At 65.6% G+C, this 22,749-nt stretch carries 24 protein-coding genes and 1 tRNA gene; 13 read left to right on the top strand and 12 right to left on the bottom strand.

Annotated features, from left to right (window positions below; translation table 11 throughout):
- Window positions 1–2: 2 nt before the first annotated feature.
- The 3 genes from VITFI_RS13805 to VITFI_RS13795 all read right to left on the bottom strand — a co-directional run bounded on the left by VITFI_RS13805 (window position 3) and on the right by VITFI_RS13795 (window position 6,859).
- Window positions 3–1,448 carry an ATP-binding protein gene (locus VITFI_RS13805; protein ID WP_198301492.1) on the bottom strand — a complete coding sequence of 482 codons (1,446 nt, stop codon included), beginning with the start codon at window positions 1,446–1,448 and terminating at the stop codon, window positions 3–5.
- 291 nt (window positions 1,449–1,739) lie between these two features.
- Window positions 1,740–6,284 (bottom strand): AAA domain-containing protein, encoded by a 4,545-nt coding sequence (locus VITFI_RS13800; protein WP_089417458.1) that lies wholly within the window; start codon window positions 6,282–6,284, stop codon window positions 1,740–1,742.
- 71 nt (window positions 6,285–6,355) lie between these two features.
- Window positions 6,356–6,859 (bottom strand): hypothetical protein, encoded by a 504-nt coding sequence (locus VITFI_RS13795; RefSeq protein WP_089417457.1) that lies wholly within the window; start codon window positions 6,857–6,859, stop codon window positions 6,356–6,358.
- Between the two features lie 27 nt (window positions 6,860–6,886).
- On the opposite strand from VITFI_RS13795, the gene VITFI_RS13790 reads away from it, so the two are divergent.
- Window positions 6,887–7,204, top strand: a complete 318-nt coding sequence (locus VITFI_RS13790; protein ID WP_089417456.1) for a DUF2322 family protein — start codon at window positions 6,887–6,889, stop codon at window positions 7,202–7,204.
- Here the strand turns inward: VITFI_RS13790 and VITFI_RS13785 are convergent.
- Both VITFI_RS13785 and VITFI_RS13780 read right to left on the bottom strand, forming a co-directional pair.
- Complete coding sequence (locus VITFI_RS13785; protein ID WP_089417455.1) at window positions 7,177–7,539, bottom strand: hypothetical protein; 363 nt, start codon at window positions 7,537–7,539, stop codon at window positions 7,177–7,179. The two genes, VITFI_RS13790 and VITFI_RS13785, sit on opposite strands and share 28 nt — an antisense overlap.
- The gene (locus VITFI_RS13780) at window positions 7,536–8,837 is read right to left on the bottom strand and encodes a M16 family metallopeptidase (RefSeq protein ID WP_198301491.1); all 1,302 of its coding nucleotides are present in this window, start codon (window positions 8,835–8,837) and stop codon (window positions 7,536–7,538) included. Before VITFI_RS13780 ends, VITFI_RS13785 begins: the two co-directional genes overlap by 4 nt.
- Window positions 8,838–8,996: 159 nt before the next feature.
- On the opposite strand from VITFI_RS13780, the gene VITFI_RS13775 reads away from it, so the two are divergent.
- From VITFI_RS13775 to modD, 11 genes are all read left to right on the top strand, one after another.
- Entirely contained in the window at window positions 8,997–9,767 is a 771-nt protein-coding gene (locus VITFI_RS13775) for a hypothetical protein (protein WP_157725692.1), read from the top strand.
- Between the two features lie 194 nt (window positions 9,768–9,961).
- Window positions 9,962–11,413, top strand: a complete 1,452-nt coding sequence (nifN, locus tag VITFI_RS13770) for a nitrogenase iron-molybdenum cofactor biosynthesis protein NifN (RefSeq protein WP_089417453.1) — start codon at window positions 9,962–9,964, stop codon at window positions 11,411–11,413.
- A 25-nt stretch (window positions 11,414–11,438) separates the two neighbouring features.
- Window positions 11,439–11,834 carry a nitrogen fixation protein NifX gene (gene nifX, locus VITFI_RS13765; protein WP_089417452.1) on the top strand — a complete coding sequence of 132 codons (396 nt, stop codon included), beginning with the start codon at window positions 11,439–11,441 and terminating at the stop codon, window positions 11,832–11,834.
- Between the two features lie 16 nt (window positions 11,835–11,850).
- The gene (locus VITFI_RS13760) at window positions 11,851–12,339 is read left to right on the top strand and encodes a NifX-associated nitrogen fixation protein (RefSeq protein ID WP_089417451.1); all 489 of its coding nucleotides are present in this window, start codon (window positions 11,851–11,853) and stop codon (window positions 12,337–12,339) included.
- Window positions 12,332–12,535, top strand: coding sequence for a CCE_0567 family metalloprotein (locus VITFI_RS13755; RefSeq protein WP_089417450.1), 204 nt, complete (start codon window positions 12,332–12,334; stop codon window positions 12,533–12,535). Before VITFI_RS13760 ends, VITFI_RS13755 begins: the two co-directional genes overlap by 8 nt.
- A gap of 73 nt (window positions 12,536–12,608) precedes the next feature.
- Complete coding sequence (gene fdxB, locus VITFI_RS13750; protein ID WP_089417449.1) at window positions 12,609–12,914, top strand: ferredoxin III, nif-specific; 306 nt, start codon at window positions 12,609–12,611, stop codon at window positions 12,912–12,914.
- Between the two features lie 13 nt (window positions 12,915–12,927).
- Window positions 12,928–13,398 (top strand): nitrogen fixation protein NifQ, encoded by a 471-nt coding sequence (locus tag VITFI_RS13745; RefSeq protein ID WP_089417448.1) that lies wholly within the window; start codon window positions 12,928–12,930, stop codon window positions 13,396–13,398.
- Window positions 13,399–13,489: 91 nt separating this feature from the next.
- Complete coding sequence (modB, locus tag VITFI_RS13740; RefSeq protein WP_198301490.1) at window positions 13,490–14,179, top strand: molybdate ABC transporter permease subunit; 690 nt, start codon at window positions 13,490–13,492, stop codon at window positions 14,177–14,179.
- 39 nt (window positions 14,180–14,218) lie between these two features.
- Window positions 14,219–15,007: a molybdate ABC transporter substrate-binding protein gene (gene modA / locus VITFI_RS13735; RefSeq protein ID WP_089417447.1), complete on the top strand. Its 789-nt coding sequence runs from the start codon at window positions 14,219–14,221 to the stop codon at window positions 15,005–15,007.
- Between the two features lie 22 nt (window positions 15,008–15,029).
- Entirely contained in the window at window positions 15,030–15,824 is a 795-nt protein-coding gene (locus VITFI_RS13730; protein WP_089417446.1) for an ABC transporter ATP-binding protein, read from the top strand.
- Window positions 15,825–15,833: 9 nt separating this feature from the next.
- The gene (gene modD, locus VITFI_RS13725) at window positions 15,834–16,679 is read left to right on the top strand and encodes a ModD protein (RefSeq protein WP_089417445.1); all 846 of its coding nucleotides are present in this window, start codon (window positions 15,834–15,836) and stop codon (window positions 16,677–16,679) included.
- A gap of 10 nt (window positions 16,680–16,689) precedes the next feature.
- On the opposite strand, the gene VITFI_RS13720 is transcribed toward modD, so the two are convergent.
- Both VITFI_RS13720 and VITFI_RS13715 read right to left on the bottom strand, forming a co-directional pair.
- A complete protein-coding gene (locus VITFI_RS13720) occupies window positions 16,690–17,511 on the bottom strand; it encodes an amino acid kinase family protein (RefSeq protein WP_089417444.1) in 822 nt (273 codons plus the stop codon).
- A 12-nt stretch (window positions 17,512–17,523) separates the two neighbouring features.
- Window positions 17,524–18,336 carry an amino acid kinase family protein gene (locus VITFI_RS13715; RefSeq protein WP_089417443.1) on the bottom strand — a complete coding sequence of 271 codons (813 nt, stop codon included), beginning with the start codon at window positions 18,334–18,336 and terminating at the stop codon, window positions 17,524–17,526.
- On the opposite strand from VITFI_RS13715, the gene VITFI_RS13710 reads away from it, so the two are divergent.
- Entirely contained in the window at window positions 18,335–19,261 is a 927-nt protein-coding gene (locus VITFI_RS13710) for a TOBE domain-containing protein (protein WP_198301489.1), read from the top strand. The two genes, VITFI_RS13715 and VITFI_RS13710, sit on opposite strands and share 2 nt — an antisense overlap.
- Window positions 19,262–19,267: 6 nt before the next feature.
- On the opposite strand, the gene VITFI_RS13705 is transcribed toward VITFI_RS13710, so the two are convergent.
- The 5 genes from VITFI_RS13705 to VITFI_RS13685 all read right to left on the bottom strand — a co-directional run bounded on the left by VITFI_RS13705 (window position 19,268) and on the right by VITFI_RS13685 (window position 22,727).
- On the bottom strand, window positions 19,268–19,858 hold the full coding sequence (locus VITFI_RS13705; RefSeq protein WP_198301488.1) for a globin family protein: 591 nt from the start codon (window positions 19,856–19,858) through the stop codon (window positions 19,268–19,270).
- A gap of 258 nt (window positions 19,859–20,116) precedes the next feature.
- A tRNA-Arg gene (locus VITFI_RS13700) sits at window positions 20,117–20,193 on the bottom strand.
- A gap of 47 nt (window positions 20,194–20,240) precedes the next feature.
- Window positions 20,241–21,398 (bottom strand): pyridoxal phosphate-dependent aminotransferase, encoded by a 1,158-nt coding sequence (locus VITFI_RS13695; protein WP_089417441.1) that lies wholly within the window; start codon window positions 21,396–21,398, stop codon window positions 20,241–20,243.
- Window positions 21,388–22,332 carry a CysB family HTH-type transcriptional regulator gene (locus VITFI_RS13690; protein WP_089417440.1) on the bottom strand — a complete coding sequence of 315 codons (945 nt, stop codon included), beginning with the start codon at window positions 22,330–22,332 and terminating at the stop codon, window positions 21,388–21,390. The genes VITFI_RS13695 and VITFI_RS13690 overlap by 11 nt, the downstream gene beginning before the upstream one ends.
- Window positions 22,329–22,727 (bottom strand): sirohydrochlorin chelatase, encoded by a 399-nt coding sequence (locus tag VITFI_RS13685; protein WP_089417439.1) that lies wholly within the window; start codon window positions 22,725–22,727, stop codon window positions 22,329–22,331. The genes VITFI_RS13690 and VITFI_RS13685 overlap by 4 nt, the downstream gene beginning before the upstream one ends.
- Window positions 22,728–22,749: the final 22 nt, after the last annotated feature.

The following is a 22,749-nucleotide window of genomic DNA, read 5'->3' as shown; positions in this document are numbered from 1 at the left end:
CCTCAGGTTGATTCGACCAGCCGGGGAAATTTCACTTCGAACACCGCCCCCTGGCCCACGGGCGTGTCCTCCACCACGATGCGCCCGCCCATGCGCTCGACCAGCACCCGCGTCAGGTACAGCCCCAACCCAGTGCCGCCTTGGGGTCGCCGATCGGAGGCGTCCGCTTGGGAGAACTTTTCGAATATGCGTGGCCGAAACGCAGGATCGATGCCCGGCCCCTCATCACGCACGCGCACGCGGAGCCAAGGCCCCTCGCTCAAAGGTTCGACGTACACATGGGCGCCACTCGGCGTGTGTTTGATGGCGTTGGACAGCAAGTTGGCCATGACTTGCAAGAAGCGATCCCCGTCCAGGCGCGCACGCCAGCGTTCGGCGTCGGGCGGGGGCGTGTACACCAAGCGCACCCCACCGCGATCGGCGTAACCCTGGTTGGCCGCCAGGGCCTCGCCGAGCAGGGCCGGCAGGCTCACCGGGCGCAGGTGCAACACCATGCGGTCGCCTTCGAGTTTGGTCAGATCGAGCAGGTCGTCGATCAAACGGCTGAGGCGCTCCCCGTTGCGTCGGGCCACATCGGCCAGGGGTTTGGCTGCTGGCGGCAAGGCCCCCGCCACACCACCAGCCAGCAAGCCCAGCGCGCCCAGGATGGAGGTCAAGGGCGTGCGCAACTCATGGCTGACGGTGGCCAGGAACTCATCTTTCATGCGGTCGATCTGGCGCTGCTCGGTCAGGTCGCGCAGCACCACGGTGTGGCGGATCTGGCCGTCGTGGCGCCACGGGCTGACGCTGATTTCCGCCGGGAACGTGCTGCCGTCCAGGGTGCGGACGGTCAATTCCCGCTGCTGAGTCAAAGTGTCCAGATCAACGCCCAGCAGCTCGGCGCAAGGGCGGCCCAGCAGGCCGTGATCGGACAGCCCCCGCCCCAAGCGCAGGCAGGCCGCAAGGTTGACATCACACAGCAGGCCCTGAGGATCGAGGGTGATCACCACGTCCAGGATGTTGTCCAGAATGTCGCGCTGACGCTGCAAAGCGGAGGACAAGCGTCCTTGCAGCGCCAGCACACGGCCATAGTGGCGCAGTTTGGCACTCAGCAGCGCGGGGTTCACAGGGCGCAACAGATAGTCATCTGCGCCTTGCTGCAAGGCGTGAATGAAGTGTTCATCCCCTTGCATGGACGAGGTGACCAGCACCGGCAACCAGCGATCACGGCACAAGGCCCGCAGACGGCGGGTGACCTCGAAACCATCCAAATCCGGCATGAGCAAGTCGAGCAGCACGACATCGGGGCGGCGGGTTTGCACCCGCACCAGGGCGGCTTCGCCGCAACACACCCCGCTGACGTGATGGCCCAATTGTTCGACCATGGCGCACAGCGCTTGGCGTGAGGCCTCAATGTCATCGACGACCAGCACGTCGAGCACGGGTTCAGCGGATTCAGGGGCGTTCATTCGGTCGATTCTAGGAGCCGACATTCCCCTGGCGTTCATCCGAGATGTCCTGCATCATGGACGGCGCCTGTCACCTCACGTCACAATCTTGTGATGCTGACCTCAGGGGTGGCACGGCACACTGCGTGCAATCCGTGGTTTCGTGGCGTGGGGGGAAACACCGGCAGCAGCCTTGCTGACCGGGGCAAGAAGATGCCGTGTGAGCATCTCAATACCGTGCCCGTCGGCCCGTGGGTCAGGCAGAAAGGTTGTGGTACTTTCTGCCTGACCTGCGCCGCCGTTACGCACCCCTCATGCCAACCCAGGCGGCTGCCATACGCGCTGCTCCAATACACGCCCGAGCTGGCGTTGTCGCCCCAAAGGCTGGATGCCGTGATGCTGCAAGGTGTGCTCCAAGTCGGCGATCACCTGGGCTTGGCGCCGGTGCCATGTCGAAGCAAAGCAGCGCCAAAACACCCAACCGGCTCGCTCCAGCACGCGCTGGCGTTGCATGTCGGCTGCCCAACGGTCGGGGCCGTGGAATTCGTCACCGTCGCATTCCACCGCCAAACGCCGGTCGCTTTCACCTTCGACCACCAAGTCGATCCGATAGCTACCCACACGCACTTGTGGCTGTACGTGGTAACCGCGTGTTAACAGAGCGTCCAGCACTTCACGTTCGAATCCCGATTCACACAAGGCCCGCAACGCGGCATGGGCATCGTCCCCGTGGGGGCTCGGGGCTGCACAAGTGTCGGCGCTGAAATGTGCCAGCAAGCCTTGGCGCAAATCGAGGGGGGACAAATCCGCCATCGTCACCGAACGCACCAGCACCATCCGATCCCGCGCACGGCTGGTGGCGACGTTGAAGCGTTGCTCAAACACATTGCCCGACAAGGCCTTGCACGCCCCCGGCGACACCACCAAACTCAAAAAGAGGATGTCGCGCTCGCTGCCCTGGAATTGGCGGGCATCGCCGCATTCGAACTGGCGGCGCTGCAATTCGGCGGCATCGCAACGGGTGCGCACGAGGTGGTCGATGTAGCGCGCTTGCTCGAAGCCCAGCAGCGAAATGACCCCGAGGCTGCGCCCAGCACAACGCGGATCGGCCAGCACGGCGGCGATTTCATCGGCGATGGCTTGGGCTTCGTCGTGGTTGATGTCGCGGCCATCGCGCCGGCCCGAGGGCACGAACAGGTCGATCAGCGGCGGATCCAAACGCTCGCTGGCGGTGGGCACGCGCAGCGGTTGGATGGCGCCGTCGTAAAACGTGTGGTTGCTGTAGGCAATGATGGGTGCGGCACAGCGGAAGTGTTCACGCAGCATCACCTTGCTGGCGGCGAACACCGAGGAGGCCATGTCGTAAAGCGAGTGCAACGGGGTGAGCACCGCCGCGTGCGGCTGATCCACCAAGAAGCGCTCGCGCAGCGCTTGCACCCGCGAGGCCGCCAAAAAGCCTCCGGCTTCTGGGGAGACCTGTTTGTCATCCCCGACGATCAACAGTTTGCGCCCGCGCAACAGCACCGGCAGCGCCCACAGGTCGGACTGGCTGGCCTCGTCCACGATCACCAAATCGAAACTGCCGATCTGCGCCGGCAGCATTTCCGAGACGCGGGCGTGGCTCATGATCCAGCACGGCACGGCGGATTGGGCTTCTTGCATGGCCTGTTGGGCGTCCTGGCGGTGGCGCAGCGCATGTGCGCCCGTGCCCTTGCCGATGAGGCGCACAGCGGTCTGGTAACGCGCCAGTGCGCTCAACACCTTGGGCGATGCATTGACCCGCATCGCCAGCCACGCCGATTGGGCCACCACGTCCTCGTAGCGCCGCGCCAAGGTGTGTTCCAAGGCTTGGCGCTGTTGGGTGAGCTGTGCCAATTCGGCGTGGGCGTCGATGCCGTCCACATGCGTGCGCAGCCGGGCCCATTGCCAGGCTTCACGCCAGTCGGCGGGCACCTGCGGGTCATCGCCTTGGCGCTCCGTGCAGGCTTGGCGCAACCGCGCCGCCCATTGCGGTGCGCCCGCTTCGGCAATGCGCGTCGTCAGGGCTTCCAAGGTGGCGTAGGCGGGCAGCAAAGCCTCCAAACGTCGCCAAGCGCCCAGCAATTCGACGTACTGCGCCACGGCCACATCCACCGGCACGCCCGGTTGGCCAAGCTGCTGCGCAAACCAGTCGTGCCACGCTTGGCGCAGCGGGCCTTCTGGCGCTTGGGCGATGCGCTGGCGCAGGCTGTCGTGCTGGGCTTGGGCGCGGCTCAGTTCGGCGCCGGCCAGATGTCGATCCAAGGCACGCAGGAGGCGGGCGATGTCTGTGCTGCCCACGCTGGGCGGCAGCGCCGGCACGGGGGCGAACACCTCGGCCAAACGCAGCGGCAAGACCGCATCCAAGGACTCGGACAGCGCCAACGCCGGACGCAGCGCCGCTGCGATGACGTCGATCTCCCCCAGCAAGGTGGGCGCATCCGAGGGCAATTCTGGTAGGCCCAAGGCCGGGGCGATGGCCTGCCAACGGGCACGGAACATCACACAGCGTTCGTGCAGGCGCTGGCAGCGCACGGTGTGCGCCCAATCTGCCGGCGTCACCGGCGCCAGCCCGGCCACGCGGATGTGCGCCACCCGCGCTTTGAGTTCCGCCGCCCCCAGGTTGAAGCGCCCAAAAGGCCGCCCCGTGCTGGCGGCCCGCTCTAGCACCTCACGCAAGGCCGGGCTGAGCGCGTCCTGCGGTGGCAAAACCACAGGCAGGCGCAAAAAGGCGGCGCGTTCACGCGTCAACACCGCCAAATCGTCCAGCAGCGCCAGCAAGGCCGTGCGTTCGCTGGACAAACCCGCTTGCGCGCAGCGTTGGCGCACCTGTACCGGCCACGCTTGTTCGGCCCGCTCCAGCGCCAGCACCTGCGGCTGGGCATCGGCCAGCAGATCGCGCAGCGTTTGCGCGGCGCTCAAGGTGGCGGCACTGGTGTCGAGCAGGGCGGGCAGGTCGCCTTGGGCGGTGTCTTGTGCCAGTTGGTGCAGGGTGAGCAGGGCTTGGTGCATGGCGCCGACGTCGTCGGCAGCGGGCAAGTCTTGGCAACTCGGGATGCCAGTGGCGACGCGCACCATGTCCGGCCCCAGCGCCCGGCGCACTTCGCGCAGGCGGGCCACCTCCAACGCACTCAAGGGGGGCGCGTGTTCGGGGGCGAGGGTGGGGCGATCCGTCCACCAGGCGTAGCGCGCTTCCCCTTGGGCGACGTGCTCGGCCATGCGCTGCGGGCGCCAGCGATCGCCCTCAAACTCGACGTCACTGAGCTGTTGCTGGGCGATGGCAGCAATGCGCCGATCCAGCAAAGCCAGCTCGCTGTGGGCGCGGTGGATGTCGCTGTGAGCTTGGTGCAGCCGGGCCCGCACTTCATCCGGATGCAACTGCGTGACGGTGTGGGTGATGGCCTCAATGGCGCTGCGAAACTGCCGCAGCCCCTCGCGATCACCGGCCAGCACTGCCACCGTCAGGGGCCGCACCGGGGCGGGGATTTTGGATTGCAGCACCTCCAGCGCCCGATCCCCTTTGGCCGACACCAGCACCCGTCGCCCCCGCGCCAGGTAGTGGCAGACGATGTTGGCGATGGTGTGCGTTTTGCCCGTGCCAGGCGGGCCTTGCACAGCCACGCCGTGGCTGCGCTCCAGCCAATCCACGATGCTGACTTGCTCGCTGTTGTAGGGCAGCGGGAAAAACAGCTCATGCACCAGCCCGGCGGGCCCTTGGGGCGGGCGGGTCAGGCCAGAGCGTCCGCGCAGCGTCAGCGGTTCGGAGGCGGCGAGCCGATCTTGCGAGGGCGTCACCAGGGCATCGACCCCTTCGGGCATCGTCTCCAGGCTGGCCAGTTGATCTTTGAGGCGCTGGATGTCCTCGTGCAAATAACTGTTCGAGCGCGGGCGGGCCAGCAACACCCAGGCGTCGCTGACGTGCAGATCCGGCCCCGGTTCGGGCCACACGGGCACACCGCCAGCGGGGGTCGGTAGGTAGCGCCCCCGCTCGTGCAGCGTGCCAGCCACCACCCGCCACACGCTTTCGAACGCGCCGGGCGTGCTCGGATGCAAACCCGGTTCGCAAGCGGCCAGGGCTTCCAAGGCGCGGCGTTCGGTTTCTCGGGCCATCGGCAGGCCGGCACTGCCCCACACATCAAACGCCAAACGCGGCGCCAGGGTGCGCGGGCGCAGCAGCAGCGCCAAGCTGCCTTCCTCCAACACCACTTCCAGCGCTTGGGTGATGAGGGGGTATTGCACGGCGGAGGTGGATTTGTCCGGCTTGGTGGGCAACTGCCAGGCGCTGACGCCCAAGCCCCACACCAATTCCAGCGCCTGGGTGGTTTGCGTGGCTTCAATTTGCTGCTTGAGCGCGAACAGCTCGCTGTACAGCGCCACACTGCGCCGGCGGGCCCGTTCGGCGTCGGCCCATTGCGTCCAGGCGGCCAGATGGTCGGCCAGCGCTTGGCTCACCCACACGCTGACGCGGGTTTCAATGCGCTGCACCGCGTCGTCGGAGCGATCCGTCACGGTCAGGGCCAGGCGACGGGCCAGCATGACCTCGTCCAGATGCGGCGGGGGGCCGTCTGGGTCGTCTTGCGTGTGGATCAGGCCGACGAGTTGTTCTTCCAGCCCAGGGGCGGGCAAGGGCTCGGGGTCGGGGCGTTCGAGGCGCAACCACACCGGCTCACCGGCGCTGAGACTGGGCGCCACGCTGAGGCCGGACAGACCTTGCAATTGAGCGGGGGATTTCAGCCAGTGGGCGTGGCGGCCAAGGTGGAAATGCTGCGGATCGGTGTCCCGGGCCTGTTCGATCACTTGATCGAGCAGACGCGCCAGGCGCTGGGCGGAATGACTCATGTCTCAGAACGGGTAGCAAGGCCGGCAGGGTAGCGCATCCGCTGGGGGCGACCGGGCGGCCAGAGGGGGTGTCATGCGGGGCGGGAGCGGCGTGTCTTGCGGTTTTGCGCCGGCAGAGACACTTCCCGCTCCAGCCACAGTTTGAACTGGATGGCCCGGTGGTCGTGTGCGCGGCGCAAGTAATCGATCAGCGCATCCACATGGATGCTGGCGGCGGGCCCGTCGGTCATCTGGTCTTGAAAAATGCGTTTCAAGACGGGATTGGCGGGCAAGTTTTCCAACACGGAGCGGATGCTGGCGATGCGGATCCACCGGTCATGGTCGTCGGTTTCGTCCACTTCGATGGACTGGGTGCGAAAAGCGTAGTGCCGACCGTTGAGGTTGCGGTAATGGAGGTCTTTGGAGCGTTGGCGAAAAGCCGAGATCACTTCCAAGATGGGCAAGGGCAGCAAGACGCCCAACAACGCCAAACAGGCGACCGCCGCGATGACATTGCCGGTTTGAACCAAAACGAAATAGATGGCCAAGACGCTGAACAGGAACGCCCCGAGCAATTTCAGGATGGGTTTGAGCATGGCGGACTATGATGCCCGGCTTTGCCCATGAACTTCGCACAAACCCTGCAAACGCTGCCCAGCGTCGCCCATCTGGCCGCACTGCGCGTGTTGGATGCCGATGGCCAAGTGCTGGCCACCATCGAAAACAAACCCGGCCAAGCCGGCTCGCTGGCGGTGTATCACGCCCTGGCGCAACGCCACGGCGGCAAGATCACCCCGGCTGCGGCGGCTGAGGGCCTGGCGCTCTACGCCGAGCACACCGCCGACGCCCACGCGCACCCCGGCAAGCACCCGAACATCGATCGGTTGATCGCGTGGGCTCAGGGCTCGGTGGCCTACGCTGTAGAGCCGGTGGCGGCTTGAGGGTCGTCCAGCACCTCATAACGGTCGGGCGGCAGGGCGTGCCGCAGGGCGGCCAGCGTGTCCTGACACGCGTGCTGAAAGCGTTCGGCTTCGGCGGCTGACCAGAACGGGCCGGGTTGCAGCGGGTCGTTCCAGTCGATCGAGGTATCGAACCAGGCGATGAGGTGCCACAGGCGGTGGCGCAGGTTGGCATCAAGCGGCAGGCGCTCGACCTCCACAGCACCATCCCCCAACGCGGCCCGCGTGGTGTCGTCGATCGCCCACAGGCAGACGCCGCTGCCAGGGTCGAAGCGCAGCATCAACCGCAAGCGCTCGGGCGGCGAGAGCGCCGTCATGCGGTGGCCCACAGCGTGTGGGCTTGTTCACGCAAGCGCGTCGGCACATGCCCCGCCAGGGCCACGGCGGCGGGGCTGGCCACCAAGCGCTGAAACACCGCCTGCACCTCCGCTGGGCTGACCGCTTGGAGCCGCGCCAGCACCTCGTGAGGATCGCGCAAGCGCCCAAAAGTGAACAAATCTTGCGCGGCGGTTTCCAGCCGCCGCCCCGGTTGCTCCAGGTGCCGCAGCGCACGCACCGCCAGTTGTTTGCGGGCGCGGGCCCAATCCACGTCCTGGGGGCCGTCTTGCGCCAACCGGGTCAGGAGCTGGGCCACGGCGCCGAGGTACTCGCTGGCCTCCTTCGCCCCCGTGGCCGCTTCGATGACGAATTGGCCGGTGAGCGGTTGCACGTCCGCCGAGCACGCGACGTAATAAGCCAGGCCGCGCCGCTCGCGGATGTCGTCCAACAGCGGGGAACTCATGCCCTCGCCCAGCAGCGTGGCTGCCAGCACATCGGCGGCCACGCTGCCGCCTCGGGTTTCGTCGGCCAGCGTCGGTGCGGAAAACCCGATCACCACCTGGGTTTGTGAACTGCCCGCCAAGCGATGCTGGCGCACGCCACCCGCCCAAAGGGCCGGCGCCACCGTGTTCGGTTGCCCCGTCGGCATGGCCCCGAAACACGCGGCGACTTGCCGTTCCAGCGCCCGCCACCGCGTGGCCGTGAGCGGCCCAGCCACAGCCACCACGGTGTTGCAGGCGGTGTATTGGCGCCGCACATAGGTACACAGCTCATCACGGCTGAAGCGCTCGATGTTGGCGCGCTGGCCGATGATGGGCCGCCCTGCCGGATGCGAGGCACCATAAGCGGCCCGGTCAAACGCTTGAAACGCCATGGCTGCCGGGTCTTCCTGCACCTCGGTCAGCTCGTGCAGGATGACTTGGCGTTCACGCGCCAACTCCTCTTCGGGGAAGGTGCCGTTCAACACGATGTCGGCCAACAACTCGACGAAGGTGGGCAGATCGTCCGCCAAGCCTTCGATTTGGTAGGCGGTGTGATCGCGGTCGGTGTAGGCGTTCAGATCGGCGCCGAGCTGTTCGGCCGCCAGGTTGATTTGTTGACAGTTGCGCGTAGGCGTGCCCTTGAACGCCATGTGTTCGACGACGTGGCTGATGCCGTTGTCGCGCCGCGACTCATGCAGGCTGCCGGTGCGAATGAAGACGCTCAGGGCCAAGGTGTGGCGGTGCGGCATGGCGATGCCGACCAAGCGCAGGCCATTGGGAAGGGGGGAAAGAAGCGGGGCAGGGGATGCGGGCACGGTGGGGGGGAAAGTTAAGGTCGCGTGGAGTGGTGCGGCGTGAGTATCGTCAGTTGGGCAGGGACGTGTCCAATCAGGGATACAGCGGTGATGGCGGCCTGTTGCACCAAGTTACAATCGGTGCCCTGTAAATATCAAAATCACCGGTTAAGAGACGCCATGGAAAAGATCATCGTATTTTGCACCAGTTTTATAAAAGATAAAAGCGCGTGGGATTTAAGGTATCAAAAATGGGTGGCCCATGTCACCCAACTGGAATGGCATCGATATGGGCTTTCCCCTATTTTTGTGTTGATTGACGATGCATCACCCTACGTGCCAGAAGAAGTGACGGTGATCAAGAGCCCGCACGAGTTAGAGGAAAACATGCTGGGCGTGCCGGGGAAGCCGCTGTTGGTCACGTTTGCAAACAGACTGGGTCGGTCGGCCACGCTGTCTTACCCTGGATGGTGGCGCAGTTTTTTGCATTCCGAAAAGATGGCCCGCTCCTGGGGTGTGCAGAAGATGATTCACTTGGAATCGGACGCAGTGATTTTGTCCGATGCACTGTTTCAGTATTTGTGCGAATTTGAATCCGGGTGGCTGGTGCTGTGGACGGAAAAATACAAAATGCCAGAAACAGCCATTCAAGTGGTGTGTGCCGATCAGTTCGAAAGATTCGACGGTTTGCGCACCGAATTTTTATCGGGCGCGTTTGAGGGGCGGTTGGCTGAAAAAATCCTACCGTTTACCGAAGTGAATCAGAAATTTGTGGGCGACCGGTATTCTGAAGTGAGACGCAATCGGTGGATATTTCGATCGAGGAAGTTTGATCGGTTTTCATTTTTTTCCAAGCAGTGGTTCGTGGGCAGAGTCCCCAGCCATGCCGATTTTGCAACGCAAGTGACGCACCAGCAGCACTTGCCCAAGAAAGCGCACACCAAAGGTTGAATCCAAGTTCGGCGGCGTGCAGCCACCCGGGCGGGCGGTGCCGGGCTGGGGCGGTTGATTTGTCTCAAACCCTTCAATTCTTGCGGGATCGAGAGGGGTGTATGGGGTGGTTTGTTGTAAATCATTGATTTAAAAGAAGATTTTTCTGGCATTGTTTGTGCATTGACTTCGGCAACCCCACCCGGAGTCCTGCCATGGCCCACGTTAGCGAAAGCCGAAAAGCCTGCGCCGTCAACCCGCTGAAGATGAGCAGCCCGTTGGGCGCGTCGTATGCCTTCATGGGGTTGCAGAGCTGCATGCCGGTGATGCACGGCTCGCAAGGCTGCACTTCCTTCGGGTTGGTGCTGCTGGTGCGGCACTTCAAGGAAGCCATTCCGCTGCAAACCACGGCGATGAACGAGGTCACCACCATCCTTGGTGGCTACGACAACCTCGAAAAAGCCCTGCTCAACATTCGCCAGCGCGCCAAGCCGCAGGTCATCGCCATTTGTTCCACCGGCCTGACGGAAACCAAGGGCGACGATGTGGACGCCTACCTCACCCTGGCGCGCAAAAAACACCCCGAGCTGGCCGACACCGCCATCGTCTACGCCTCGACGCCCGATTACGTCGGCGCGTTCCAAGATGGCTGGGCCACCGCCGTCACCGCGCTGATGAACACCCTGCCGGAGCCGGGCCAGCCAACCGTGAAAGGCCGCGTGGCCGTGCTGCCGGGCTGGCACCTGACGCCGGGTGATTTGGAGGAAGTGCGCGAGATCGTCGAATCCTTCGGGCTGGAATGCTGGATTGCGCCGGATGTGTCCGGCTCGCTCGATGGCCACATTCCCGACGACTGGCTCGGCACCACCCTGGGCGGCACGTCGTTGGCGGTGCTCAAGCAGCTCGGTTCGGCGGAATTGTGCGTGGCCATCGGCGAGCAAATGCGCCCCGCCGCCCAAGCGCTGCGCACCCGCTGTGGCGTGCCCTTCGAGCTGTTCGACCGCCTGAGCGGCCTCAAAGCCACGGACGCTTTCATCATGCGCCTGGCCGCCCTGAGTGGCCGCCCGGTGCCACCCAAGTGGCGCCGCCAGCGCAGCCAGTTGGTGGACGCGATGCTGGACGGCCATTTTTACTTCGGCAACAAACGCGTGGCGTTGGGCGCCGAGCCGGATTTGCTCTGGTCAGCCGGCAACGTGCTGGTGGAGATGGGCGCCGAGCTGGCGGTGTGCATCACCACCACCCAAAGCCCGCTGCTGGCCCAGATGCCCGCCAACGAAGTGGTGATCGGCGATTTGGAGGATTTTGAGCAAGCCGCCAAGGCCGCCGATTGCGATTTGCTGATGACCCACGCCCACGGTCGCCAAGCCGCCGAGCGCCTGGGCAAGCCGCTGTTTCGGATCGGGCTGCCGATTTTTGACCGCATCGGCAACTCGCACCGTTGCTACGTTGGCTACCGGGGCACGCGCAATTTTGTCTACGAAGTCGGCAATGTGTTCATGGAACACCTGCCGCACCACGGCCCGAACGATTGGCCGCTGCCGGCGCTCTCGCTGGCCGCTGCGCAAGGCCAGGTGATGGAAAAGCTGCCCGCCGTGGCGCATCTGCCGGCCCACATCCCACGCGCCAAACCTGCCGACCCGCACCCGCTGGCCGAGGCCAGTGCCTGATTTTCAAACTGCTGAGGAGTGCCCGATGAAAGTCGCCTTCGCCACCCAGGACAAGCAGCGCGTCGATGCGCACTTCGGCTGGGCCAAGCACATCGCCGTGTATGACGTGACGCCCACCGGCTACAGCTTCGTTGACACCTTCCACTTCGGCGAAGACTTGGCCGAAGACGGCAACGAGGACAAGCTCGCGCCCAAGCTCGAAGCGATTCAGGACTGCGCGATTTTGTACGTCGCCGCCATCGGTGGCAGCGCGGCGGCGCGGGTGGTGGCCGTGAAGATCCACCCCATCAAGGTGCCGGCGCCCGAACCGATTTTGGACATCCTGGAAAAGCTGCAAGAGGTGCTCAAGGGCACCCCGCCGCCGTGGCTGCGCAAGGCGCTGACCAAGGGCCAGGCCGTTTCCCACGATTTTGAGGAATGAACCCGAGGAGTTCCACATGACCGACGCTGTCACCACCGAAGCCCCCGCCGAGCCGACCGAGGCCGAGCTGCTGCAAGACCCCTTCATCCGCGAGCTGATCAAGCAATTGCGCGCCCAGGACACCCACGGCACCTGGGAAGGCAAAGCCGACATCAAGCTGTTGGAGCCCTACATCCTCACCGCCGAGCAGCGCAAGGCGCTGCCGCTGATGGGCGACCCGGATCCGGAAACCCTGTGGCGCTTGGACTTGTTCCACAACGCCATCGGCCTGTGCATCGAACGCGCCACCGGTTGCATGGTCAGCCCGATGACCAAGATGAGCCACGAAGGCTTCGGTCGCACGGTGCTCACCACCGGGCGCCTCATCGTGGTGAACCGCTACCTGCGCGACGTGCATCGCTTCGGCTACCCCAGCCTGAAAAAGCTCGCCGAAACCGGCGGCAAGCTGGTGGCCGAGGGCATCAAGATGATCGAAACCTACAAGGAAGTTGCGACCTATGGCTGACCTCGACACCCTCAAGGCCGACGTGAAAAAACTCAACGCCAAGGCCACCCAAGCCAAGATGGATCTGCACGATCTGTCCGAGGAGCTGCCCACCAACTGGGAAAAGATCCTCGACGTGGCCCAAACCGCTCACGACGCCCACGCCAAGCTGATGGCGGCGCGCAAGGCGTTGGCTGAGGCGCAGGCGGCGGCTTGACGCGCCTTCCCCCTCTCCCCAGCCCTCTCCCACAAGGGGAGAGGGAGAAAACCCAAAACCCGAAAGAACCGCCATGAGCACCTTCAGTGTCACCCTGCCCAGCGGCGCGGCTTGGACGCCGCAGTTTGTTCAAGCCCTTGACGAAGACAAGTGCATCGGCTGTGGTCGTTGCTTCAAAGTTTGCCCGCGTGGCGTGCTGGAACTCGTCGGCTTGAACGACGAAGGCGAATACGTCCACGTCGATGAAGACGGCGACGACGACGAGGAATACGAAAAGAAGGTGATGAAAATCGCCCACGGCGAGCTGTGCATCGGCTGCACCGCCTGCTCCAAAATTTGCCCGAAGAAGTGCTACACGCACGGGGCAGCGGAAGTCTGACCGGGGCCGCACCATGCACCCGCCGCCGCTGCGCACCGACTTGCTCACCCAGCACCAGGCCGCGCGCGGCGACGAAGTGGAGGACGTGAGCGCCCTGCTCATGCACCACTTCGAGCCCAGCGCCGGCAGCCCCGAGGCCGCGCGCGCCGTGGCCCACACCGTGGCCGTGGCCTGCCTGGGCGACAACCACCTCTGGCAAGACCTGCTGTTCGAAAACCGCCAGCAGTTGAACGCCCTGCTGCGCCACTGGTTCCCCAGCCTCGTGGCCAAGAACACTGGCGACATGAAGTGGAAGAAGTTCTTCTACCGCCAGTTGTGCGAAGCGGCGGAGGTGTTGATTTGCAAGTCCCCCAGTTGCGAGGTGTGTACGGACTACGTGCAGTGTTTTGAAACCCCCGAGCCCGCACGCCCCACCCCGGCTGTGGCGTGGTTGACGCCGCTGCCCAGCACTGTGCATCCCGCCCCCCAACGCCCCATGAACTGACCCCAGCCCCAACCCGCGCACCCTCTTGGCGCGTGCGGTGTTGGCCTGGGGTTTGCTTGGTGTTTCGCTATATAGATAAAAATACAGCGTTATGTCTGACCTGCTGCACACCTTGAACGCCACGGACTGGGCCCCGCTGTGGCTCTCACTCAAAGTCGCCGGGGTGGCCACGGCGCTGGCTTGGCTGTTTGGCGTAGCGCTGGGCTGGGTGGTGGCGCGCACCCGCTTGCCGGGGCGCAGCGTGCTGGAGGCGGTCTGCATGTTGCCGCTGGTGCTGCCGCCCACCGTCATCGGTTACGGCATCTTGCTGGCCGCCGGGCGGCGCAGCCCGCTGGGCGCTTGGCTGCGCGAGCACTTCGACTACAGCATCGTCTTTTCCTGGCACGGCGCCGTGGTGGCCTCCACGGTGGTGGCGCTGCCGCTGGTGCTCAAGTCCGCCAGCGCGGCGTTTGCGAATGTGGATCGCTCGCTGGAAGCGGCGGCGCGCACGCTGCGCCAGTCGCCCTGGTCGGTGTTCGTGCGGGTGACGTTGCCGCTGGCCGCGCCCGGCATCGTCGCCGGCACGCTGCTGGCCTTTGCGCGGGCGATGGGTGAATTCGGCGCCTCGCTCATGGTGGCCGGCTCCATCCCCGGCAAGACCCAGACCTTGTCGATGGCGATTTACGACGCCGTGCAAGCCGGTGAGGACGACGTGGCAATGCTGCTGGTGCTGGTGACTTCGGTGTTGTCGGTGTCGGTGTTGCTGGTGTCGAACCGCTGGTTCAACCCGCGCCCGGCCTGAACGCGCTTCTTTTGTGATCTGTTGTTGGGAGAAACTGAAATGACTTTGGCTGTTTTCACCCGTGCCACCCGTCGCGCCAGCCTGGGCGTGTTCGCCGCCCTGGCGCTGGCCGCTGCCCCAGCTTGGGCGCAAACCCCGGCCCAGACGCTCACCGTCTCCGCTGCCGCCAGCCTCACCAACGTGCTGAAGACGCTGGGCGCGCAGTACGAAGCCCGCCACCCCGGCGTGAAGCTGCAATACAACTTCGCCGCCTCGGGCGTGCTCATCCAGCAAATCGCCCAAGGTGCGCCGGTGGATGTGTTCATCAGCGCCGACGAAGAAACCATGGCACGCGGCATCGGCCAAAAACTGTTGGACGCCACCACGCGGCGCGACATTGCCAGCAACCAAGTGGTGTTGATCGTGCCCAGCAGCGGGGCGGTGCCCGTCGCAGGGCTCACGGGGTTGAAGGTGGAGGCCGTCAAGCGCATCGCCATCGGCAAGCTGGCCACGGTGCCGGTGGGGCGCTACACCCAACAGGCGCTCAACGCCGCCAAACTTTGGGGCGCGCTGGAGCCGAAGTTCGTTTACGCCGACAGCGTGCGCCAGGTACTGGACTACGTGGCGCGTGGCGAGGTGGAAGCCGGTTTCGTCTACGCCACCGACGCCGCCGTGATGGCCGACAAAGTCAAAGTGATCCAGCGCGTGGACGGCCACGACCCGGTGCGCTACCCGGCTGCCGTCACTGCCGACAGCAAACAAAAAGCCGCAGCGGTGGATTTCCTCGCTTACCTCCTCAGCGCCCCAGCCCAAGACGCGCTCAGCAAAGCCGGCTTTGGCCAACCCTGAACCCTGCCACGAAAGGGCTCCCATGTTCGATCTGGATGTGCGGCTGAGTGTGCGCGACGCTTCGCGGCGTTTCGATCTGGCGGTGCGCGTGCGCAGTGAGGCGCCGGTGGTGGCGCTGTATGGCCCGTCTGGGGCGGGCAAATCGCTGACGCTGCAAGCGGTGGCGGGGTTGTTGCGCCCGCAGGCCGGGCACATTCGCATCGCCGGGCGCACCTTGTTTGACGCGGCGCTGGGTGTGCATCTGCCAGCACAGCAGCGCGGCGTGGGTTATTTGTTTCAGGACTACGCGCTGTTCCCGCACCTGAGCGTGCGCCAAAACGTCGGGTTTGGGTTGACGAGCTGGCGCCAGCCGCGCCTGAAACCCGCCGACGCCCAGCGCGTACACACGCTGCTGGCCAGCTTCGGGCTGGACGCCTTGGCCGAGGCCAAACCGTCGGCGCTCTCGGGCGGGCAACGCCAGCGTGTGGCCTTGGCGCGGGCGCTGGCGTGTGAACCGGCGGTGTTGCTGCTGGACGAGCCGTTTGCCGCACTCAACCCGCTGTTGCGCCACAGCCTGCGCCAAGAGCTGAAGGCGGTGCGCGAACGCTGGAACATCCCCATGCTGATGATCACGCACGACATCGAAGACGTGCTGGCGCTGGCCGACCATGTCGCCGTGATCGACCAGGGCCAGGTGCAACGCGAGGTGGATTTGCGCAGCGGCACGCACCGCGACCATGTCTGGCAACAGCTCTGCCCGCAGGTGCCGCCGCCGGACGCTTCCCCGCGCAGCCAAGCGCTGCGCGCCTTGCTGGGCGTGCCCGCGCCCACCGCTTGAAACCCCGTCATGCACGCCACCGACGACACCGACCTGCTCGCCTTGCTGCGCGAAGACGCCCCGCACGGTGACCTCACCACCGCCGGCCTGGGCCTGCACGACACGCCCGCGCACGTCACCTTCCACGCCCGGGCTGCGATGGTGCCCGCAGGCTTAGAAGCCGCCGCGCGCCTGTTCACGCTGTGCGGCGCAACGGTGACGTTCCAGCACCGCAGCGGCCAGCCTGTGGAGTCTGGGGCGCTGCTGCTGCGCGGCCACGGCCCCGCCGCCGGGGTGCTGCTGGCCTGGAAAACCGCGCAAACCCTCACCGAAGCCTGTTCGGGCATCGCCACGGCCACAGCGGCCATCGTGCAGGCCTTGCGGGCCGAGGGGTTCCACACCCCGCTGGCGTGTACACGCAAAAACTTCCCCGGCACCCGGCGCTGGACGGCGCACGCCGTGGTGGCCGGCGGTGGGGTGATGCACCGGCTGGGTTTGTCAGAAAGCCTGTTGGTGTTCCCCGAGCACCGCGCTTTGTTGCCCGAAGGCGAGCGGCTGGCGCGCTTGGCCGCCCTGCGCGCCGCGCAACCCGAAAAGCGCTTGGTGGCCGAAGTGGGCAGCGCCGACGAGGCCCTCGCCCTGGCTCACGCCGGCGTGGTGGACGTGCTGCAACTGGAACGCTTCAGCCCCGCCGCGTTGGCAGCCTTGAACGCCCAGCTTCAAACCGCTGGCCTGAGCGATGTGCGTTTGGCCCCCGCCGGCGGCGTGACGCTGGCCAACGCCGTGGCCTACGCCCGCGCCGGGGCGGATTTTTTGGTGAGTTCCGCCCCGTATTTCGCTCCGCCGGCGGATGTGCAGGTGCGCATCCATGCCTGAGCGGCGAAGCTCAACGCGGCGTGGCGCCCGTGCCAATCCGCGTGCCGACGTGCTCGCCGCGCAGCGCTGCGGTCAGGCGCCCCGGCACCAGGCCGTTCACCACTTGCACCTGTTGCAGGTGGCGCGCATGGGCCATCACCTCCAGCATGGCGCGATCCACCGGCAGCGGGCCGTCTTGGGCCAGCAGCTCGGCGGCGCTGATTTGCGGCAGAAGCTGCGCCGCGTCGTTCGCCTGTGGGTCGGCGGTGTAGACGCCATCCACGTCTTCGACGATGGTCAGGCTGGCGGCGCCCAAGGCGTCGGCGACGAGGAAGGCGCCCGTGTCGGCGCGGTGGTGCGGCAGGCGCGAGCCGGGAAACTCGTGGTGGTGGTACGGCGGGAAAGCGCTGCCGACCACGGCGCGCGTGGCGCTCAGGTGCAGGGCGAGCTGATTGGCAATCGTCGGATGCTCGATGTAGGACACGCCTTCAGGCGCCAGCAGCGCCGCCAAGATGTGGCCGTTTTGCCCGGCCTCGCTGGCCGCCAGCGGCGCCAGCGACCCGACCGGCAAGCCCAAATCCAACCCCACGCTGTACAGGTGGCGCGCGCGAATGCCCGCGCCGGTGAGGATGAGCAAACGGTGCTCCGGCAGGATGCGGCGGATTTCATCGACCAGCGGCAGGATGGCTTCCGCCCCGCGATCCATGAAGCGGCCGCCAACCTTGACCACATGCAGCCACGGCAGCAGGCGAATCGGGCGCACCGCCGCCACCGGGTGGGTGAGGCGACTGTCTTGCAGGGTTTGGCGGGCCAGGGCGGAGGCGACGTGTTTGATGGTGTGGGTAGCGCTCATGGGGTCGTCCTCTCAAGCGGCGGTGATGATCGTGCCGACGTGTTCGCCAGCGAGTGCGCGGGTCAGGTTGCCGGGCACCAAGCCGTTGATGACTTGCACCTCGCGCACATGGCGGGCGGATTGCAGCAAGTCCAGCACCGGGAATTCCAAGATCGAGTCTTGCAGGCCCTGGGCTTTCATCTCGTCCACAGAAATTTTCGGGATGAAAGTGGCGTGTGGGTCGGTTTTGGGGTTGCCGGTGTAAAGGCCGTTTTCGTCCTTCACGTACAGCATGGCTTTGCAGCCGAACTGTTCGGCCATGAGGAAACAGCCCGCGTCGGTGCGGTAGGGCGGGATCACGCTGTCGGCCGAGGGGCGCATCCACAGTTTGTAGGGTGGCATGCCGCTGAACACCACGGCGTTGACCTGTTCCAAGAACAGCGGCACCGCCGACAGCGCCGCCCCTTCCACCGAAGAAATGCCGTGCTGCGCCAACAACTGGCCGAGCATGGCGGCGTTTTGATCCGCCACCGACGCGCCGAGCTGGGCCAGCACACCGGCCGGCAGATTCAGCCCCGCCGCGATGGAATAGAGGTGCCGCGCTCGGGTGCCCGCGCCGGTGCCGATCAACAGCTTGTGCTGCTGGCGTGCCGCCACGATTTCATCGACCAGCGGGAACACCGCCGCGCGGCCTCGGTCGATGACACTTTGCCCGCCGATCTTGATCACCGTGGCCTGGGGCAGGATGCGGAAGTCGGCAGCGGTTTCAGCCGCCGCCAGCAATTGCGCATCGGTCAGCGACCGTTGCATGAGGAGCGTTTCCAACGCCGAAGAAGTCGAGGCCATGGGTGTCCTTTCAAAAGATGGGGGGCATCGTGGCGCCAAGCGTCTTTCCAAATCCAGCCCAACGCTCGGCATGAACGGCCATGACGCGCCTCCTTTGGGGGCTTGGCACGCCCATGTGCAGTTGGACACGCCGCTGGGGGCCTTCATGGGCGCACCGCGTGTGGCGTTGCTGGAAGCCATCGAACGCCACGGCTCGATTGCCCGCGCCGCCAAGGCGGTGGCCTGGGGCTACAAGGCCGCCTGGGAAGCGGTGGATGACATGAACAACCTGGCCGCCCAGCCGCTGGTGGTGCGCAGCAGCGGCGGCGCGCGCGGCGGTGGCACCACGTTGACGCCTTACGCGCGGCGGCTCATTGCGTTTTACCGGGCGTTGGAGGCGGAACACCAAGCCGCCCTGGCGCGCGTGCAGCCCTGGCTGAGCGCCAGCCCCGGCAGCGACTCAGCGGAGCCGCAGGATGTGGCGGCGTTTCAGCGCTTGTTGAGGAGGTGGAGCATGCAGTCCAGCGCACGCAACCAATTTGCCGGTCGGGTGCGCGAGGTGCGCGCCAGCGGGGTGGAAGCCCAGGTGCAGGTGGAAATCGCCCCCGGGGTGGACGTGGTGGGGGTGTTGACCCAGGAGTCGGTGCAGCGCCTGCGTTTGCAGCCGGAAGCCGAAGTGCAGGTGTGGGTGAAATCCTCCAGCGTGATGCTGACGCTGGACGATGCGGCGCGGCTGTCGGCGCGCAACCGTTTGCCGGGCACGGTGGTGCGTCTGCTGCGCGGGCCGGTGGGCGCCGAGGTGGTGCTGCAACTGGACGGCGGCGGGCACCGTCAGATCGTTGCCGCCATCACCGATGACAGCGTGCAGCGCCTGGGGCTGCACTTGGGCCAACGGGCAACGGCGTTTTTCAAGGCGTCGAGTGTGGTGTTTGCGGTGGTGGGGTGAAGGGCTTCACGCGCTGGGGGTGGTGAACCAACTGCGCACCCGCTCGAATGGGTAGCGGCGCACGCCGGTTTGGCGTGCGCGCGGCACCAACAAATGCAGCGACAGCGGCTCGGCCCAGCGCCACACATCGGCGCGCAGCGCATCGGGCAAACCCACGTCGTCCAAGCTGTGCCAGAGCTGCACCAGCCAGATTTCCCGGCCAATCTCGTCCAGCAACACCGGCCAGCCGGCTCCGGCGCTCACCCCTCGATGAGGGCTGTGATGTTGGCTCCAGTACAGCGGCCCGCCGCAGGATTCGATGACGAAATCGCCCACCCGCTCGGTGACGCAGGCGAAGCACTCGGGGCCATCGTGCGAGGCCAACAGCGGGGTGAGGCGCAGGCGCGTCATGTGACGATGCACCAGGCGGCGCAGGCCCACCTCCCCACACAGAGCCAGCAGGCGGTGCGGTGGGGCAGGGACGGCTGGCATCGCCACCATCGGCGGTGACGGGGAGCGCTCGGTGTGTTCGATTTGGCGCACCGGCCAGCGCAGGGTGGCTACACATGCGCGGGCGCAAGCGCTGGGTAGGTGAGTGGGCGTTGCAGGATTGACCATGGACAGGCTCCTTTCGTTATATATGAAACAATATAGCGAATTGAAGCATACCGTGTGCCATGGCAATGACGGCTGGACACCGCAGCGTCCAACGGCTTGCGGGGCCGGAAAAACGGGTCGATTAGGGGCAGGGGGCTGGCTTCGGCTTCGCTCAGCCAGCGGGGGTACACGGGGTATTGCCGTGACAACAAAAAAGCCCCTAGGCGCTTGATTTGCCTAGGGGCTTGATCTGTTGCGAAGCATTGTGGTCAGCCAATTTGGCCTGCCCGGAGGGACTCGAACCCCCGACCTGCTGCTTAGAAGGCAGCTGCTCTATCCAGTTGAGCTACGGGCAGTCAGCGGCGTGCGCCAAAGAATTGAGATTCTAGCCAAGCTCGTCGCGTCAGAGTTGGGCGAGCCGTTCCAGTGCGCGGTTCAGCGTCGCATCCTGCTTGGCAAAACAAAACCGCACGATGCGCCGCTGCGGTCGCTGCGCGTAAAACGCCGACAACGGAATCGCCGCCACACCCACCTCGGTGGTGAGCCAGCGGCAAAACGCATCGTCGGGCAGATCGCTGATGGCGTCGTAGCCGACGCACTGGAAATAGGTGCCCTCACACGGCAACAACTCAAACCGTGTCGCGGCCAGCCCGGCGCGGAACGCATCGCGCTTGGCTTGGTAGAAGTCCGCCAACCCCAGGTAATGCGCCGGTTCGGCCAAAAACCGCGCCAAACCCTGCTGCATCGGCGTGTTCACCGTGAAAACGTTGAACTGATGCACCTTGCGGAATTCCGCCATCAACGCCGCTGGCGCTGCCACGTAGCCGACTTTCCAGCCAGTGACGTGGAACGTCTTGCCGAAGCTGGAAATCACCAAACTGCGCGCCGCCAGCTCGGCATGGCCGCTGGCGCTGACGTGCGGTTGGCCATCGAACACCATGTGTTCGTAAACCTCGTCCGAAATCAGCAGCACATCGGTGGGGCGCAGCAAGTCGGCCAGGGCTTGGCGCTCGGCCATCGTCCAAACCGTGCCGCTCGGGTTGTGCGGCGTGTTGATGAGCAGCGCCCGCGTGCGCGGCGTCAGCGCAGCGGCGATGGCCGCCATGTCCGGGCGCAGCGTCAGCGGATGCAAGGGCACCCGCACCGCCCGTGCGCCCGCCAATTCGATCGCCGGCACATACGAGTCATAACACGGGTCGAGCACGATCACGTCATCGCCCGGATGCACGAAGGCCAGCACCGCTGTCAGGATGGCCTGCGTCGCCCCGGCGGTGATGGTGATTTCTCGCTCGGGGTCGTAGCGGTGCGCGTGCAGAGCGGCGATTTTCTCGGCCACCCGTTGGCGCAGCAGCGGTACGCCGGTCATGGGCGGATATTGGTTCAGGCCGTCGCGCATCGCGGCGGTGACGGCGTTCACCAAACTCGGGTCGCAATCAAAATCCGGGAAACCTTGGCCCAAGTTCACCGCCTGGTGCTGCGTGGCCAGCGCGGACATCACGGTGAAGATGGTCGTGCCCACGTTCGGCAGGCGGCTGGTGAGGGTGGGTGGGTCAAAGCTCATACGAATCCCCAGCGCCGGCCATGGCGCGTTCGATCAAATGGCGGCTGAGCCGGTCGGACAGCAGCTCGGCAAACGTCAGCACATAACCGCGCAGGTAAGCGCCCTTGCGAAACGCCACCCGCGTGGTGTTGTGCCCGAACAGGTGCGACACCGGTTTGAACACCAGCTCGCTGCCCGGTGGTTCGTCTTTGGCGGCCATTTCGGCCACCAACCCGACGCCCAAACCCGTGCGCACATAGGTTTTGATCACGTCCGAATCGATCGCTTCCAGGGCGATGGTGGGGGTGAGTTCGCGCTGCTCAAACGCCCGGTCGATGCGCCGCCGCCCCGTGAACGAGGGGTGATAAGAAATCAGCGGCTCGGCGGCCAATTGCTCCAAACTCAGCCGCTCGACCCCGGCCAAAGCATGGTCATGGCGCAACACCGCCATGTGCTGCCATTCATAACAGGGCAGCGTCACCAGCTCGTCAAACTCAGCCAGGGACTCGGTGGCCAGGCCGATGTCCGCGCTGTCGTCCATCAGCATGGCGGCGACTTGCGCGGGCGTGCCCTGGTGCAAACTCACCGTCACCTTGGGGAACCGCTTGCGCAGTTGCGCGATGGGTTCGGGCAACACATAACGCGCCTGGGTGTGCGTGGCGGCGATGGACAGGCGCCCCGCATCCTGCTTGGAATACTCCTCGCCGATGCGCTTGAGGTTGGCCACCTCCCGCAAGATCACCTCCACGGATTTGAGCACCTGCTGCCCCGGATCGGTGATGCGCTTGAGGCGCTTGCCGTGGCGCACAAAGATGTCCACGCCCAGCTCTTCCTCCAATTCCAAAATGGCTTTCGAGATGCCAGGCTGCGAGGTGTAGAGCGCTTTGGCGGTGTCCGTCAGGTTGAGGTTGCGGCGCACGGCCTCTTGCACAAAGCGAAACTGGTGCAGGTTCATGCCGCCGGGCCTTCGAAATTCACCGCTTCCAAGGCCCAGCGGGCGATGGCGTCTTCAAGCCAAGGCGACTCCCCAGCCGCCCGATGCAGCGTGAAGCCCACGTGCGGATGGGCGGCGCGCAAAGCCTCCAGTTGAGCCGGCAGGTCTTTGCGCACATGGCCCCCGGCGCCGAGAAACACCGGCAGCACCTCAATGCGGGTGCAGCCTTGAGCGATCAACTCCGCTGCACAGCCGGCCAGATCGGGTGCGAGAAACTCCAAGTAGGCCAGCGCCACACGCGGGGCGGGGGCGTGGGTGTCGGCGGCCAAGGTGCGCAAGCGGGCGGCAGCACGCTCGAACGGCTGGGCCCAGCGCGCATCGCGGGCGCCATGGGCAAACAAAATCAGACCTTGCATGCAAAACCCGTGGAAAAAATCA

Origin of the sequence: Vitreoscilla filiformis, assembly GCF_002222655.1 — a bacterium.
In the GTDB taxonomy this organism is placed as follows: Bacteria; Pseudomonadota; Gammaproteobacteria; order Burkholderiales; family Burkholderiaceae_C; genus Ideonella; species Ideonella filiformis.
The sequence above is the reverse complement of the archived record's forward strand: the minus strand, read 5'-3'. Positions and strand labels throughout refer to the sequence as shown.

Bases quoted from the DNA above. Each gene is read 5' to 3' on its own strand.
- VITFI_RS13775 (WP_157725692.1), top strand. From the start codon at position 8,997: ATGGAAAAGATCATCGTATTTTGCACCAGTTTTATAAAAGATAAAAGC.
- VITFI_RS13755 (WP_089417450.1), top strand. From the start codon at position 12,332: ATGGCTGACCTCGACACCCTCAAGGCCGACGTGAAAAAACTCAACGCC.
- VITFI_RS13790 (WP_089417456.1), top strand. From the start codon at position 6,887: ATGAACTTCGCACAAACCCTGCAAACGCTGCCCAGCGTCGCCCATCTG.
- VITFI_RS13760 (WP_089417451.1), top strand. From the start codon at position 11,851: ATGACCGACGCTGTCACCACCGAAGCCCCCGCCGAGCCGACCGAGGCC.
- VITFI_RS13685 (WP_089417439.1), bottom strand. From the start codon at position 22,727: ATGCAAGGTCTGATTTTGTTTGCCCATGGCGCCCGCGATGCGCGCTGG.
- VITFI_RS13690 (WP_089417440.1), bottom strand. From the start codon at position 22,332: ATGAACCTGCACCAGTTTCGCTTTGTGCAAGAGGCCGTGCGCCGCAAC.
- VITFI_RS13720 (WP_089417444.1), bottom strand. From the start codon at position 17,511: ATGAGCGCTACCCACACCATCAAACACGTCGCCTCCGCCCTGGCCCGC.
- VITFI_RS13795 (WP_089417457.1), bottom strand. From the start codon at position 6,859: ATGCTCAAACCCATCCTGAAATTGCTCGGGGCGTTCCTGTTCAGCGTC.
- fdxB (WP_089417449.1), top strand. From the start codon at position 12,609: ATGAGCACCTTCAGTGTCACCCTGCCCAGCGGCGCGGCTTGGACGCCG.
- nifN (WP_089417453.1), top strand. From the start codon at position 9,962: ATGGCCCACGTTAGCGAAAGCCGAAAAGCCTGCGCCGTCAACCCGCTG.
- VITFI_RS13695 (WP_089417441.1), bottom strand. From the start codon at position 21,398: ATGAGCTTTGACCCACCCACCCTCACCAGCCGCCTGCCGAACGTGGGC.
- VITFI_RS13715 (WP_089417443.1), bottom strand. From the start codon at position 18,336: ATGGCCTCGACTTCTTCGGCGTTGGAAACGCTCCTCATGCAACGGTCG.
- nifX (WP_089417452.1), top strand. From the start codon at position 11,439: ATGAAAGTCGCCTTCGCCACCCAGGACAAGCAGCGCGTCGATGCGCAC.
- VITFI_RS13730 (WP_089417446.1), top strand. From the start codon at position 15,030: ATGTTCGATCTGGATGTGCGGCTGAGTGTGCGCGACGCTTCGCGGCGT.
- VITFI_RS13785 (WP_089417455.1), bottom strand. From the start codon at position 7,539: ATGACGGCGCTCTCGCCGCCCGAGCGCTTGCGGTTGATGCTGCGCTTC.
- VITFI_RS13745 (WP_089417448.1), top strand. From the start codon at position 12,928: ATGCACCCGCCGCCGCTGCGCACCGACTTGCTCACCCAGCACCAGGCC.
- VITFI_RS13705 (WP_198301488.1), bottom strand. From the start codon at position 19,858: ATGGTCAATCCTGCAACGCCCACTCACCTACCCAGCGCTTGCGCCCGC.
- VITFI_RS13710 (WP_198301489.1), top strand. From the start codon at position 18,335: ATGGGTGTCCTTTCAAAAGATGGGGGGCATCGTGGCGCCAAGCGTCTT.
- modB (WP_198301490.1), top strand. From the start codon at position 13,490: ATGTCTGACCTGCTGCACACCTTGAACGCCACGGACTGGGCCCCGCTG.
- modD (WP_089417445.1), top strand. From the start codon at position 15,834: ATGCACGCCACCGACGACACCGACCTGCTCGCCTTGCTGCGCGAAGAC.
- modA (WP_089417447.1), top strand. From the start codon at position 14,219: ATGACTTTGGCTGTTTTCACCCGTGCCACCCGTCGCGCCAGCCTGGGC.
- VITFI_RS13805 (WP_198301492.1), bottom strand. From the start codon at position 1,448: ATGAACGCCCCTGAATCCGCTGAACCCGTGCTCGACGTGCTGGTCGTC.
- VITFI_RS13800 (WP_089417458.1), bottom strand. From the start codon at position 6,284: ATGAGTCATTCCGCCCAGCGCCTGGCGCGTCTGCTCGATCAAGTGATC.